Consider the following 14,372-nt stretch of genomic DNA (forward strand, 5'->3'; position numbering starts at 1 on the left):
AAAAAAGTATCACTACAAAATACGTTTTAATCCAGAAAAATCCTCACGATATTGACTAGGTGTGCAGTTTTTAATAGCCTTAAAGCTACGATTGAAGTTCGCAATATTATTAAAGCCAGATTTAAAAGCCACTTCAGAAACGCTCATATCTTTTTCAACAAGCCAGCGGGCAGCATATCCTATCCGGATATCATTAATATAATTGACAAAAGTTTTCCCCGTACGCTTTTTAATAAAACGATTAAAAGAAATTATTGACATACTCGCAACACTTGCCACATCATCTAAAGTAATTTTATCAGCAAAATGTTTTTGCACATATTCGTAAACCAATTTCATTTTATCATAATCATCAAACTTATCATAATCAACAGTATAAGTAGAAAGTAAACGCTGGTTTCTCGAATTGGCAAGATCATATAATAAGGAAGTAATTTCCAGGAAATAGTCCATACCGTCTAATTTAGAAAGCCTTACCAATCTTGGAGTTAATTCTTCGGCAGTTTTTTTAGAAAATAAAATTCCGTGAATAGATCTGTTAAACATATCCCGAATTGGATTCATAATACGTCTGGCCAGCAAAGATTCATGAAATAAATCATTATGAAACTGAATCGTAATTTCGTGTATTTTTTTATTGGTACATTTATTTAATTCCCAGCCGTGGTATAAATTTGGTCCAATCAAAACCAATTCAACATTATCAATTTCTTCAATATTATCACCTACAACACGCCTTACCCCTTTTCCGTTTAAAATAAAATTGATCTCAAATTCAGGATGATAATGAACCGGAAAATCAAAACTATCTTTAACTCTGTCAAACACCAAAAAACTATCTCCGGCAGAAAGCGGAGCGATTTCTCTATAAAAATTTTTAGCAGTACTCATCTCTTAAAACTGTTTTTAAATGATATCAGTTGATTTTTTCCTGCAATAATATGATATATAATTGATAAAATAATATTAATTACGCTATAAACATACATTTATCTTTGAAAAATAGAATTATCAACTTTACAAAATCAGTATTAATAATAAACATTAATCATTTTTAATACTCAAACTTTTTATAGTTTTAATAATTTTATAAGTAAAACAATATCGAATTACAAATAGACAAATTCAGTTTCAGAAACAAGTTGACAATTTCAAATCAGAAATTGAGAACGCACTGAAAAACAATATTTTCAAAAATGAAAAAATACTTTTTTAATCTTTTAGCCACTGCATTACTAGGAACTTCTTGTTCTGCACAGTCTATTAATAGTAATACGAATTTGTCACTTTCAGATAAAAAAGCAACACCTGAAACCATTTCTCTGTATAAAAAACTGAATCAGCTTACACAAAGCGGTTATCTTTTTGGACATCAGGATGATTTAGCATACGGCGTAAACTGGAAATATGAAAACGGAAGAAGCGACATAAAAGATGTTGTGGGAGATTATCCAGCTCTTTACGGCTGGGACATTGCAGGTTTAGAAAAAGACGATGCCAATAATATAGACGGAATTCCTTTCGCTAAAATGAAACAATATATTATTGAGGCCAACGAAAGAGGCGGAATCTCAACTATAAGCTGGCATTTTGATAATCCTGCAACCGGAAAAAGTGCGTGGGATAATACGCCAAACTCCTTAAAAACGATTCTACCAGGCGGAGAAAATCATCAAAAATTTATTGCATGGTTAGACAAAGCGGCAAATTTTCTTCTATCCTTAAAAGATAAAAAAGGAAAAAATATTCCAATTCTGTTTAGACCATATCACGAACTTTCCGGAGGCTGGTTTTGGTGGGGAAAAGGAAATTGCACTCCTGAAGAATTCAAAAACGCATGGAAATTTACATTTGAATACCTGCAGAAAAAAGGTGTACATAATTTAATTTATGTTTACAACACAGGAAGTTTCAGCTCAAAAGAAGATTTTTTAACCAATTATCCCGGAGATGATTTTGCCGATATTTTAAGCTTCGATTCGTATCAAAACAACAATGACAAAGAAGGAACAAAATTTATACAAGAAGTTCAAAATCAGCTTAAAATTTTAAATGAAATTGGTTTAGAAAAACACAAATTAATTGCCGTTGCCGAAGCGGGTTACGAAGCAATTCCAGACCCAAAATGGTGGACAGAAACTTTTTCAAAAGCCATTGGTGATTATAAAATATCCTATGTTTTATTATGGAGAAATCACGGCTGGCAGGAAAAAGAACAAAAAATGCATTATTACGCACCATTCAAAGGTCAGACAAGCGAAAAAGATTTTATAGAATATTACAATCTCGACAAAACCTTATTTGAAAAAGACTTAAAAAAAATTAAAAATTGAGAATTAAAAATTAAAAATCCGCGTCATCTGCGTGCCAAAGAATTCAAAAATAAAATCTGTTTTTATCCGCGTTTTTACGAAGTAAATCCGTTTTATCCGCGTCAAAAAACAACACAACGAAACATTAAAATAATTGCCCCAAATTAAACTTTACAACCTTTAAAAAATAACCAATGCACGACAAAATTAGTTTAAAAGAAAAAATCGGTTACGGACTTGGAGACGCTGCGTCATCAATGTTCTGGAAAATCTTTAGCATGTATCTTCTGTTTTTCTATACCGACGTTTTCGGATTGGCACCTGCCGTTGTAGGAACCATGTTCTTGATTACCAGAATATGGGATTCTTGCTTTGATCCAATTGTTGGAATCATTGCCGACAGAACAAAAACTAAATGGGGAAAATTCAGACCTTATCTTTTATGGGTTGCAATTCCTTTTGCTGTAATTGGAGTTTTAACTTTTTACACACCGGATTTTGACGAAAAAGGAAAAATAATTTACGCCTACGTAACCTATTCCTTAATGATGATGATTTATTCCTTAATCAACGTTCCGTACGCCTCACTTTTAGGCGTAATGTCATCTGACCGAAAAGACAGAAACACATTATCATCCTACAGAATGGTTTTCGCTTTTGGCGGAAGTCTTTTGGCGCTTTGGTTAATTGAACCACTTGTAAATTATTTCGGCGGAAGCCTAAATTCTAAAACAGGCTGGCTGGCAACAATTATTGTATTTGGAGTAATTACAACAGCATTTTTCTGGGCTTGTTTTTTCTTTACAAAAGAAAGAGTAAAACCTATCGAAAACGAACAATCTAACTTAAAAGAAGATTTAAAAGATCTATTAAAAAATAAACCGTGGTGGATTCTACTAGGAGCCGGAATTGGAACTTTAGTTTTTAACTCGATCAGAGACGGCGCTGCAGTTTATTATTTTAAATATTATGTAAGCAGTTCTGTAAATTTCGACTTTTCGCTTTTTGGAACAGATTTCCACATGACGCCAACTTCCATTTATTTGGTTTTGGGACAAGCGGCGAATATCATCGGTGTAATTATCGCTACTCCTATCGCCAATAAAATGGGTAAAAAGAACACCTTTTTTGGTGCAATGGCAATCGCTTCCATTTTAAGTTTAGCCTTCTATTTCTTCGGAAAAGAAGACGTTCTTCTAATTATGAGTTTTCAGGTTTTAATCAGTATTTGTGCAGGCTGCATTTTCCCATTAATCTGGTCAATGTATGCAGACAGTGCCGATTATTCAGAATGGAAACAAGGCCGCAGAGCAACCGGATTGGTTTTCTCAGCCTCATCCATGTCACAAAAATTTGGGTGGACCATTGGCGGAGCCGGAACCGGATGGCTTTTAGGTTATTATGGTTTTCAGGCCAATGTGGAACAAACTGCCGTAACCCAAAACGGAATTCAATTAATGTTAAGTATACTCCCTGCAATCGCAGCCGCAATATCAGTCGCTTTTATATTATTCTATCCTTTATCTGAAGAAAAACTGCAAACGATAGAACAAGATTTAAACGAAAAAAGAGACCAAACAAAATAAAAATAAATCAGATACCGAATCAAAAATGACAACAATAACCTCTTCGACTACTTTTCTGGATCGAAAAGCAGCATTAGAAAAAGAACATAAAGCACTAATCGAACGAAAAAATACTCCGGAAGAAAATGCTGGAAACGGGATTTATCAACGCTATAAAAACCCTGTTGTTACCGCATCTCACGTTCCGTTGAACTGGCGTTTTGATTTAAACGAAAAAACAAATCCGTTTTTACAGGAACGAATTGGCGTAAACGCCGCTTTCAATGCCGGAGCAATGAAATGGAACGGAAAATATCTTTTGGCAGTTCGTGTAGAAGGAATTGACAGAAAATCATTTTTTGCCATTGCCGAAAGTCCAAACGGAGTAGATAATTTCAAATTTTGGGACAAACCCTGCGTAATTCCGCAAACCGAAGAACCAGACACAAACGTCTACGACATGCGTTTAATCAACCATGAAGACGGCTGGGTTTACGGTATTTTTTGTACCGAAAGAAAAGATCCAAAAGCACCAAAAAGCGATACAAGTTCGGCTGTAGCCAATGCAGGAATTGTACGTTCAAAAGATTTAGTAAATTGGGAAAGATTACCGGACTTAATTTCAAATACCGGACAACAGCGAAATGTTGTTTTGCATCCGGAATTCGTAAACGGAAAATACGCCTTATACACACGTCCGCAAGACGGATTTATTGACGTTGGAAGCGGAGGCGGAATTGGTTTAGGATATGTTGACGATATGACAAATCCGGCTGTAAAGGAAGAAAGAATTATCTTCGGAAAACAATACCACACCATTTACGAATTAAAAAATGGTCTTGGCCCTGCCCCAATCAAAACAGAAAAAGGATGGTTGCATCTGGCTCACGGCGTTCGTAATACCGCTGCAGGATTGCGCTACACCTTGTATATGTTCATGACCGATTTGAATGATATTTCGAAAGTAACACACGTTCCGGCCGGACATTTTATGGGCCCGGAAGGAATTGAAAGAGTTGGCGATGTATCGAATGTTTTATTTTCAAATGGATGGATCGAAGATACCGACGGAACCGTTTACGTTTATTATGCATCATCAGATACAAGAATGCACGTTGCCGTTTCTTCTGTAGAAAAATTAGTTGATTATGTGATCAATACTCCCGCAGACACATTTATTTCTGCAGGTTCAGTAGAAACTATCATCAATCAAATTGAAAAAAATAACGCAATTTAAGTATCGTGTGTACAACTGTAAAACAGCTAAAAACAGAACTAACAACAGAACTCGATTCTATTTTAAATTATTGGATAAAATATACACTTGATACTCAAAACGAAGGTTTTATTGGTCAGATTGATTTTAACGATCACCTAATTGCCAATGCAGAAAAAGGCGCTGTTTTAAATTCGAGAATTCTTTGGACTTTTTCGTCAAGTTACCAAGTTACCAAAAAAGAAAGTCATAAAAAGATTGCCGAAAGAGCTTTTGATTTTCTTTCAAAATATTTTTATGACGCTGAATTTGGAGGTTTATTTTGGAGTATTAATGTTGATAAAACACCGAAAGATACCAAAAATCAAATCTATGCCCTAGCATTTGCGATTTATGGTTTAACCGAATATTATGCTATTTCTAAAGATGAAAAAGCTTTAGAAATAGCCAAAAATTTATATTTCAAAATTCAGGAACATAGTTATGATCCTGTAAATAAAGGGTATCTCGAAGCTTTTACAAGAAATTGGCAGCCTATTGAAGATTTGCGTTTGAGCGATAAAGATGCCAACGAAAAAAAGACAATGAACACGCATTTACATATTATTGAAGCGTATGCCAATTTGTATAAAGTATGGAAAGATGAAACGCTTCGAAAAAACAGCATCGAATTATTAGAAACAATAGAAAAGCATTTTATAAATACCGAAACCGGGCATCTTCGTTTATTTTTTGATGAAAACTGGATCGAAAAACCAGACGTAATTTCATACGGACACGATATCGAAGCGGCTTGGCTTTTATTACAATGTGCCGAGATTTTAGAAAAAGAAAATTTAGTTGCCAATTATAGAAAACACGCCGTTCAAATTGCCGAAGTTACCAAAGAAGGATTAGATGCTGACGGAGGTTTATGGTATGAATTTGATCCTGAAAAAGACGAATTAATTGCCGAAAAACATTGGTGGGTTCAGGCCGAAGCTTTAATTGGTTTTTACAACGCTTATCAATTAACCGGAAATGAAAATTATCTGGAAATCGTTTTTAAAAACTGGAAATTCATAAAAAAATACATTCTTGACCTGAAAAATGGCGAATGGTTTTGGGGAGTTTACAGAGATTATTCTTTAATAGAAAAAGACAAAGCCGGATTCTGGAAATGCCCTTATCATAACAGCCGCGCTTGTATGGAATTGATTCAGAGAATTAAAGATTAAAAACTTTAAAATCGTTGAGTGAAATTAATTTGAACACATAGAAACATAGCTTCTCTTTGTCTTCAAAGACGTTTCACTTGCATTAATACATATAGGCTATGTGTGAGAAACTTGTTTCTTTCTTTAATCTTTTTTAAGTTAAGTATAAATCTATGTTCCTATATGTTAAAACTTATTTTACAAATTAGACTAATAATCAACTAATTGCATTAAAAATATTGCTTATGAAAACACTTTTTCTTTTTAGTTTATTATTTCTAACTACAATAACAAATGCACAAGGCAGCCTTGTCAAAAATCCCGGTTTCGAATATGAGTTTGTCAACTGGAACGGCAGCGACGCGGCCTATATTACTCCTTATGATAAAAAATCAGGAAAAAGCTGCGCCGCAATCAATCAGTTTGTTGGTGCCGAATGGAAAGCCGTTGACCAAACGATAAACATCCCAAAAAATATTTATGCACTGGAATTCAGCGTTTGGATTAAATCTGAAAGTATCGAAGAGCAAAAAGAAGCCTACAAAGCTGGTGCAGCAATTGCTGAGTTTACAACCTTAAGCGATAAAAAAATTACATCCGAAACTTTTGCCCAGGTAAAAGGAACAACCGAATGGACGAATTATAAAAAAACGGTAAAAATTCCAGCCGACGCAAAAAAAGTCCGCATTATGCTTGCGCTCGCACAAACCAACGGCACCATTTATTTTGATGATGTAAAAGTTACCACTCTTTTAGAAGAAGAGTATTTAAAACAAAACTCAGTAACTCCCGAAAAATAAAAGATGAAAAAAACAATATTAAAAATAGCCTGCATAAGCTTATCGATTTTAGCATTTGCAAGCTGTTCTTCAGATAACGAAACAGAGGACGAAACGATAATTATAGTAGATCCTCCAACGCAAAGCGATCCTTTAACAACACAAAACGCACCAACTTATATGGTTGATGCAAATGCAACTAAAGAAACCACAGCTTTATTTTACAACTTAAAAAGACTGGCACAAACTAAAGTGGCCATTGGTCAGCAAGATGCTTTTAATGGCTTTTATCAAGATGCAGTCGGAGATTCTGATATCAAAAAAAATACAGGTTTTGATCCTGCTATTTTAGGTTCAGATTTTATGTTTATTACCGATAAAAACAATAATAATCAGGCAGATAACTGGTTTTATCAGCAAGAAATAAAAATTACAAACGATGTTATAGCCGCTTACGCGAAAGGCATAATCAATACCTTCAGCTGGCATATTAGAGAACCTTTTAAAGACGAATCTTTCTATGCCGCCGATATGTCTGCACAGGAAAAAGCAACCGCTTTTAAAAGTATTTTACCGGGCGGAACCAATAACGAATGGTACAAGAAAAAACTAGATAAAGTAGCCAGCGTAGTTTTAAACTTAAAAGGCTCAAACGGCGAATTGATTCCGATAATTTTCAGACCTTTTCATGAATTTGACGGAAGCTGGTTTTGGTGGGGCGCAAATTATTGCACTGCCGACGAATACAAACAAGCGTATCAATTTACAGTTGATTATTTAAAAAACACAAAAGGCGTTCATAACATTTTATATGCTTTTTCTCCAGACAATTCATATACAACAGAAACCAGTTATTTAAGCCGATATCCCGGCGATAAATATGTAGATATTCTAGGAATGGACAATTACGGAGATTTCAATAATCAAGGTGCAACAGGTTCCAGTAAAGCCAATGCAAAACTGAAAATGATCTCTGACATTGCTAAAACGAAAGTAAAAATCGCTGCTTTAACCGAAACGGGTTACAGAGTGACGAGTTCAATTCCGCCAGTTACAAACTGGTTTTCAACTTATTTATATGATGCTTTAACAGCAAATGATATTCAGGTAAGTTATGTAATGTTTTGGAACAATAACAGCGATGGATATTATGTTCCGAATGGTTCAGTTTCAAATGCTGCAGATTTTAAAACTTTTAGTACCAAAACAAAATCGGCGTTATTGAATTCCCTGCCAAAAATGTATGAAATGCCGAAATAATACTTTTGTTTAGATGGCACACGGATTACACATATGAAACGGATTTTCACGGTTATTTTATAAACAATGTAAATAATAAAAAATCTGCTTTCACCTGTTCAAATCAGTAAAATCAGTGTACCATCTAACACACAACTAAAAAATAAACAATGAAAAACAGATTTCTAAAACACCTCAGCTTTGCTTTAATTTTCTCCGCAATCGCTTGTCAGGCGCAGGAACGAATTACGGTAAAAGGAAACCAATTTTATAAAGGTGATAAACCATATGCTTATATTGGAACCAATTATTGGTACGGAAGTTTATTGGCTTCAAAAAAAGTGGGTGACCGAAAAAGGTTACTTCGCGAACTTGATTTACTGCAAAAAAACGGAATCGATAATCTAAGAATTTTAGTCGGCGGTGATGGAGGGAAATACGATTTTACTGTTCGTCCGGCATTACAATACGAGCAGGGAAAATATGATGAAGATTTACTCGACGGACTTGATTTCTTAATCAGTGAAATGAGCAAACGTAAAATTTATGCCGTTTTGTATTTGACAAACAACTGGGAATGGTCTGGCGGAATGTCACAGTATTTAGAATGGAATGGAAAAGGTCCAATTCCGGTTCCGGCTATTCCGCCTAATACGTGGACGCAATTTATGTCGTATACAGAACAATTTCATAGCTGCGAACCTTGTATGAAAGGTTTAGAAAATCATGTGAAATTTATTATTGGAAGAACAAATTCCTATTCTAAAAAGAAATATATCGAAGATAATACCATTATGGCGTGGCAGGTTGGAAATGAACCGCGAACTTTTACGCCAGAAAACGAAACAAAATTCACAGTTTGGCTAAATAACATTGTCGATTTAATTGACAGCTTAGACAAAAACCACTTAATCTCGACTGGTTCTGAAGGTAAAAACAGTTCAAATGACAGCATGGAAATTTTTGAACGTACGCATCAGAATCCGAATATCGATTATTTGACGATGCATATTTGGCCAAAAAACTGGAATTGGTTTAAAGCAGATAATGCCGAAAAAACACTTCCGACAACTTTAGAAAATGCCGGAAAATATATTGATGACCACATAAAAGTGGCTAATAATCTAAAACGCCCGATAATTATTGAAGAATTTGGTCTGCCGAGAGAAAATGAGAATTTAAGTGCAGCATCTTCTGTTGCAAATCGGGATATTTTCTACAATTATATTTTTAGTCGAGTTGCCGAAAGTGTAAAAAATAATGGTCCGCTGCAAGCCGCAAATTTCTGGGGATTTGGCGGTAAAGGAAAAGCAATTAATAAAGACGGAAAATGGAATCCCGGCGATCCGTTAACTACAGATCCACCGCAAGAACCACAAGGTTTGAATTCTGTTTTTTCTTCGGACAAATCGACATTGAAAATTGTAAAAGATTATAATTTAAAATTGAAAAAATAAAGGAATCTTAAACCATATAAGTAATTTAAGAACATATAAAAGCCTGTGTCAATATTATTGTAAAATATAAACAACATATTATTCATCCCCTATTTTACGTAGAGACGCACAGCAGTGCGTCTTATGCGCAACGAATATACGCGACGTTTACAATTGAAAAAATAAAAATATTATTCATCCCTATCTTCCGTAGAGACGCACAGCAGTGCGTCTTATGCGCAACGAATATAAGCGACGTAAACCGGACGTTAGACGCACTGCTGTGCGTCTCTACGATTATCTTTGTCTAGAATTATTGCTATGCTAAAATCTTTTCAATTGCATTCAATTCATCTTCTGCAAACACTGTATTTTGCAAACAATCAATATTATTACACAATTGTTTTACAGAACTCGCACCAATTAAAACAGAAGTAATTCGTTTGTCTTTTTGAAGCCAGGCCAAAGCCAATTGTGCTAAAGATTGGTTTCTGTTTTGAGCAATTTCATTCAGCTGAATTAATTTCTGAATTCTTTCTTGTGTAACTTCATTTTCTTTCAAATGCCCGTTTGGATTATGCGCTCTTGAATTTTCCGGAATTCCGTTTAAATATTTATCTGTTAAAAGTCCTTGTGCCAAAGGCGAAAATGCAATACAGCCCACTCCTTTTTCTTCTAAAACATCTAATAAACCATTTTCTACCCAGCGTTCCAGCATTGAATATTTAGCCTGATGAATTAAGCAAGGCGTTCCCAGTTGTTTTAAAACATCAACCGCAACACGAGTCTGCTCTGCCGAATAATTACTGATTCCAACATACAAGGCTTTTCCACTTCTAACAGCATGATCAAGCGCCATCATGGTTTCTTCAATCGGTGTTTCAGGATCGGGACGGTGCGAATAAAAAATATCTACATAATCAACGTTCATTCTTTTCAAACTCTGATCTAAACTTGACAATAAATACTTTCTGGAACCCCAGTCTCCGTAAGGTCCATTCCACATCGTATAACCTGCTTTTGTAGAAATCACGATCTCATCACGCAGATTTCCCTGAAAATTATGCCATAATATTTTACCGAAATTTTCCTCGGCAGAACCCGGAACCGGACCGTAATTATTAGCTAAATCAAAATGGGTAATTCCTTTATCAAAAGCTTCTACAGCGATACTTTCAGCATTTTCAAAATTATCTACTGAACCGAAGTTATGCCATAATCCTAAGGAAATTTCTGGAAGTAATAAACCGCTTCTTCCGCATCTGTTATATTTCATTGTTTTAGTTTAAAGGTTGGAGTTTTAATAGAATTTAAAAATACAAAAAAACTCCCGCAGATTTTGCTGATTTGGGAGATAAAAAATCTGCCTAATTTGCTAAATCTGCGAGAGAAAATTTTATATTATGAATTAATCTCGCAAAGTCGCAGAGTCGCAAAGTTTAATTTTAATATAAGGTGAGTTGCGTCCAGCTTTAGCTGGATGAAAATATTAACACAATCAAAAGGGCTTTGGCCAAATAAGCTGAAATAATAATTGACTTTAATTTTGTAAATTTGTTTAAATTATAAAATTATGAATAATAACTGGCAAAATTTGATTTCAATAAATCCTGATATAAGATTTGGCAAGCCTGTAATTACAGGAACCAGAATTTGTGTTTCAGATATTCTTTCTTGGCTTTCTACAGGAATGTCTTTCGAAGAAATTATTGAAGATTTTCCTGAATTAAATAAAGAACATATTCTCGCCGCTTTAGCTTTTGCAGCTAATAGAGAAAATATTACAAAAATAATTGCAGCATAATGAAATTACTTTTGGATGCCAATATTTCCTGGAGAATAATCAAACTTATCGAGAATGATTTTCCTGATTGTTTTCACTCTAAAGATATTCCTGTAAATCAACCTGCAAAAGATTTAGAAATTTGGGAGTATGCCAGAAAAAACAATTTTATTATTCTAACACATGATGATGATTTTGAAAAATTATTACTTCTAAAAGGTGCTCCTCCAAAAGTCATTATATTAAAGACTTTCAATAAAAATACAAAACAAATAGCTGAACTTTTAATTTCAAAAAAGGAAATTATTATATCATTTATTTTAAATGATGAATTAATGATTTTAGAAATTTATTAGTTAAAAATAATTCGCCACGAATTCACGAATTTTTAAACAATTAATTCGTGAATTCGTGGCGAAAAAAAACTTCACGCCTTAGCGCCTTTGTGGCAAAAACTTTTATTCTTTTATCTCAAAACCGTCTTGCAAACCTTGATCAGAACTTCCTCCAACCATAATTTTAAAAGTTCCAGGTTCAACTAAATAATTTCCTTCATTATCATAAAAACCAAGCTCTTTCTCTGTTAAAGTAAAAGTTACCGTTTTAGTTTCACCTCTTTTCAGGCTTACCAATTCAAATCCTTTTAATTCTTTTATCGGGCGAACGATACTCGCATATTCATCATGAATATATAACTGAACTACTTCTTTTCCATCATAATTCCCAGTGTTTGTAACCTCAACGCTTAGTTCTACATTTTCTCCTTTTGCAAAAGCAGTTTTATTCAATTTCAGGTTTTTATATTCGAATTTCGTATAACTCAAACCAAAACCAAACGGAAATTGAGGCGTTTTCTCTACATCCATATAATGCGACCAGAAAACATTTTTGTCACTGTCTGTTGGTCTTCCTGTACTGTATTTATTATAATAAATTGGAACCTGACCTACATTTCTTGGAAACGACATTGGCAGTTTTCCACTTGGGTTATAATCTCCGTATAAAACCTGCGCAACAGCATTTCCGGTTTGCGTTCCTAATTGCCACGCTTCTACAATTGCCGGAACATTTTCTGCCGCCCACGGAATACTCAACGGACGTCCGTTATTTAAAACCAAAACTATATTTGGATTTACTTTATAAATTTCTTCTAATAATTCTTGCTGTAAACCTGGCAAATTCAAATCAGTTCTACTTCTTCCCTCTCCGCTTTGAAAACCGTATTCACCTAAAACCATTACTACAACATCAGCATTTTTTGCCGCTATTTTTGCAGCTTCAAATCCGCTTTTGTCAGTTGTATTGAAAACAGTCTCCGTTAAGAAAGTTGCTTTTTGCTTCAATAAATCAACTCCTTTTTCAAAAACCAATTGATTGTCTTTATATTGCTGCATTCCTTCTAAAACCGAAACCGCTGTATTATCATCAGCAGCAATTCTCCAACTTCCCAGCGGACTGTTTTTATCGTTTGCCAAAGCTCCAATCAAAGCAATTTTTTTTCCTGCTTTTTTTAGCGGCAATAAATTCTTTTCGTTCTTTAATAATACGATAGATTTTTTTGCCATATCTAAAACGCCATCATTATTGGCTTTGCTTCCAACTACTGCTTTTTCACGTTTTTCATCGCAATATCTGTACGGATCATCAAATAATCCTAATTCAAATTTTACACGAAGAATTCGTCGAACCGCATCGTCAACCAAAGATTCTTTTACTTTTCCTGATTTTACTAAATCAACTAATTTTGCGACATACAAATACGATTCCATATCCATATCAGAACCGGCAATTACGGCTTTTGCAGTTGCATCGGCTTCATCTTTTGCATATCCGTGCGCAATCATTTCACGAATCGAAGCATAATCTGAAATTACAAATCCATCGAACTTCCATTTTCCTTTTAAAATATCTCTTTGTAAAAAGGCATTTCCGGTTGCGGGAACACCATTTAAAGTATTAAACGAATTCATAAATGTTCTAACTCCCGCATCAACGGTCGCTTTAAAAGGAGGCAAAACTGAATTATACAATTTAGAATTACTAATGTCCACAATGTTATATTCTAATCCTGCTTCAACATAACCGTAAGCCGCAAAGTGTTTTGCACAAGCTGCAATCGTATTTACTTTGGCTAAATCGGCAATGGTTTCCCCTTGAAAACCTTTTACTCTGGCGTAACCCACTTTACTTCCTAAATATGAATCTTCTCCCGCGCCTTCCATCACACGTCCCCAACGTGCATCATTTGCCACATCTACATTTGGTCCAAACGTCCAGTTGATTCCAGATGCCGAAGCTTCATCTGCCGCAATTGCCGCCGATTTCTTAATGGCTTCTAAATCCCAACTCGCCGCTTCTGCCAGCGGAATCGGACTTAACGTTTTATAGCCATGTATTACGTCAAAACCAATAATTAACGGAATCCCTAATCTTGTTTCTTCAACTGCAATTTTCTGTACGGCACGAACTTCTTTTACACCACGAACCGTAAGCATCGAACCCACTAATCCTTTTCTTAAATGTTCGTATTTTAATTCAGCCGTTCCGCCTTTTGGAGCTGGTCCCGTAACATCCCAAAAACCATTGTATTGGTTCATCTGCCCCACTTTTTCCTCCAATGTCATCAAGGGCAAAAGCAAGTCAATTCTTTGCTCAATAGTTTTATTTTTATCCAGATACAGCTTTTTTTGTGCATTCATATTTCCAACAGTAAACAGGGACAAAACCCCAATAATTATTATTTTTTTATTTTTCATATGTGGTTTAGTTTTTTTTCAAGGTGCTATCCCGATAGCTATCGGGACTGAGATGCTAAGATTCTAAGCTTTTTTTCTAAAACTTTGCGC

Annotated in this window: 12 protein-coding genes; 9 read left to right on the top strand and 3 right to left on the bottom strand. The window is 34.7% G+C overall.

The genetic code is table 11. The annotated features are described in order from the left end of the window. Positions 1-12 precede the first annotated feature (12 nt). Entirely contained in the window at positions 13-891 is an 879-nt protein-coding gene (locus NLJ00_RS24440; protein WP_053473839.1) for a helix-turn-helix domain-containing protein, read from the bottom strand. A gap of 305 nt (positions 892-1,196) precedes the next feature. Here NLJ00_RS24440 and NLJ00_RS24445 point away from each other — a divergent pair, with 305 nt between their 5' ends. The 7 genes from NLJ00_RS24445 (at position 1,197) to NLJ00_RS24475 (ending at position 9,764) form a co-directional block, all read left to right on the top strand. Continuing rightward, on the top strand, positions 1,197-2,333 hold the full coding sequence (locus NLJ00_RS24445) for a glycoside hydrolase family 26 protein (protein WP_256635750.1): 1,137 nt from the start codon (positions 1,197-1,199) through the stop codon (positions 2,331-2,333). A gap of 173 nt (positions 2,334-2,506) precedes the next feature. Further along, positions 2,507-3,898, top strand: a complete 1,392-nt coding sequence (locus NLJ00_RS24450) for an MFS transporter (RefSeq protein WP_256635751.1) — start codon at positions 2,507-2,509, stop codon at positions 3,896-3,898. A gap of 25 nt (positions 3,899-3,923) precedes the next feature. After that, complete coding sequence (locus NLJ00_RS24455; protein WP_256635752.1) at positions 3,924-5,114, top strand: glycoside hydrolase family 130 protein; 1,191 nt, start codon at positions 3,924-3,926, stop codon at positions 5,112-5,114. 5 nt (positions 5,115-5,119) lie between these two features. Beyond that, positions 5,120-6,310, top strand: a complete 1,191-nt coding sequence (locus tag NLJ00_RS24460) for an AGE family epimerase/isomerase (RefSeq protein ID WP_256635753.1) — start codon at positions 5,120-5,122, stop codon at positions 6,308-6,310. Between the two features lie 224 nt (positions 6,311-6,534). Continuing rightward, on the top strand, positions 6,535-7,089 hold the full coding sequence (locus tag NLJ00_RS24465; RefSeq protein ID WP_256635754.1) for a hypothetical protein: 555 nt from the start codon (positions 6,535-6,537) through the stop codon (positions 7,087-7,089). Positions 7,090-7,092: 3 nt separating this feature from the next. After that, a complete protein-coding gene (locus NLJ00_RS24470) occupies positions 7,093-8,328 on the top strand; it encodes a glycoside hydrolase family 26 protein (RefSeq protein ID WP_256635755.1) in 1,236 nt (411 codons plus the stop codon). A 149-nt stretch (positions 8,329-8,477) separates the two neighbouring features. After that, positions 8,478-9,764 (top strand): glycoside hydrolase 5 family protein, encoded by a 1,287-nt coding sequence (locus NLJ00_RS24475; RefSeq protein ID WP_256635756.1) that lies wholly within the window; start codon positions 8,478-8,480, stop codon positions 9,762-9,764. A 298-nt stretch (positions 9,765-10,062) separates the two neighbouring features. Here NLJ00_RS24475 and NLJ00_RS24480 read toward each other — a convergent pair whose 3' ends face one another. Then, the gene (locus NLJ00_RS24480) at positions 10,063-11,019 is read right to left on the bottom strand and encodes an aldo/keto reductase (protein WP_256635757.1); all 957 of its coding nucleotides are present in this window, start codon (positions 11,017-11,019) and stop codon (positions 10,063-10,065) included. A 297-nt stretch (positions 11,020-11,316) separates the two neighbouring features. Here NLJ00_RS24480 and NLJ00_RS24485 point away from each other — a divergent pair, with 297 nt between their 5' ends. Beyond that, entirely contained in the window at positions 11,317-11,547 is a 231-nt protein-coding gene (locus tag NLJ00_RS24485) for a DUF433 domain-containing protein (protein ID WP_053473830.1), read from the top strand. Further along, the gene (locus NLJ00_RS24490; protein WP_053473829.1) at positions 11,547-11,882 is read left to right on the top strand and encodes a DUF5615 family PIN-like protein; all 336 of its coding nucleotides are present in this window, start codon (positions 11,547-11,549) and stop codon (positions 11,880-11,882) included. Before NLJ00_RS24485 ends, NLJ00_RS24490 begins: the two co-directional genes overlap by 1 nt. 102 nt (positions 11,883-11,984) lie before the next feature. On the opposite strand, the gene bglX is transcribed toward NLJ00_RS24490, so the two are convergent. Then, positions 11,985-14,282 carry a beta-glucosidase BglX gene (gene bglX / locus NLJ00_RS24495; protein ID WP_256635758.1) on the bottom strand — a complete coding sequence of 766 codons (2,298 nt, stop codon included), beginning with the start codon at positions 14,280-14,282 and terminating at the stop codon, positions 11,985-11,987. Positions 14,283-14,372: the final 90 nt, after the last annotated feature.

It is taken from the genome of Flavobacterium panici (genome assembly GCF_024499525.1).
Lineage (GTDB): Bacteria > Bacteroidota > Bacteroidia > Flavobacteriales > Flavobacteriaceae > Flavobacterium > Flavobacterium panici.

What these genes read in the sequence shown, in the direction of transcription:
- NLJ00_RS24475 (WP_256635756.1), top strand. Translation starts at nt 8,478, where the DNA reads ATGAAAAACAGATTTCTAAAACACCTCAGCTTTGCTTTAATTTTCTCC.
- NLJ00_RS24440 (WP_053473839.1), bottom strand. Translation starts at nt 891, where the DNA reads ATGAGTACTGCTAAAAATTTTTATAGAGAAATCGCTCCGCTTTCTGCC.
- NLJ00_RS24470 (WP_256635755.1), top strand. Translation starts at nt 7,093, where the DNA reads ATGAAAAAAACAATATTAAAAATAGCCTGCATAAGCTTATCGATTTTA.
- NLJ00_RS24445 (WP_256635750.1), top strand. Translation starts at nt 1,197, where the DNA reads ATGAAAAAATACTTTTTTAATCTTTTAGCCACTGCATTACTAGGAACT.
- NLJ00_RS24485 (WP_053473830.1), top strand. Translation starts at nt 11,317, where the DNA reads ATGAATAATAACTGGCAAAATTTGATTTCAATAAATCCTGATATAAGA.
- NLJ00_RS24450 (WP_256635751.1), top strand. Translation starts at nt 2,507, where the DNA reads ATGCACGACAAAATTAGTTTAAAAGAAAAAATCGGTTACGGACTTGGA.
- NLJ00_RS24455 (WP_256635752.1), top strand. Translation starts at nt 3,924, where the DNA reads ATGACAACAATAACCTCTTCGACTACTTTTCTGGATCGAAAAGCAGCA.
- NLJ00_RS24465 (WP_256635754.1), top strand. Translation starts at nt 6,535, where the DNA reads ATGAAAACACTTTTTCTTTTTAGTTTATTATTTCTAACTACAATAACA.
- bglX (WP_256635758.1), bottom strand. Translation starts at nt 14,282, where the DNA reads ATGAAAAATAAAAAAATAATAATTATTGGGGTTTTGTCCCTGTTTACT.
- NLJ00_RS24490 (WP_053473829.1), top strand. Translation starts at nt 11,547, where the DNA reads ATGAAATTACTTTTGGATGCCAATATTTCCTGGAGAATAATCAAACTT.
- NLJ00_RS24480 (WP_256635757.1), bottom strand. Translation starts at nt 11,019, where the DNA reads ATGAAATATAACAGATGCGGAAGAAGCGGTTTATTACTTCCAGAAATT.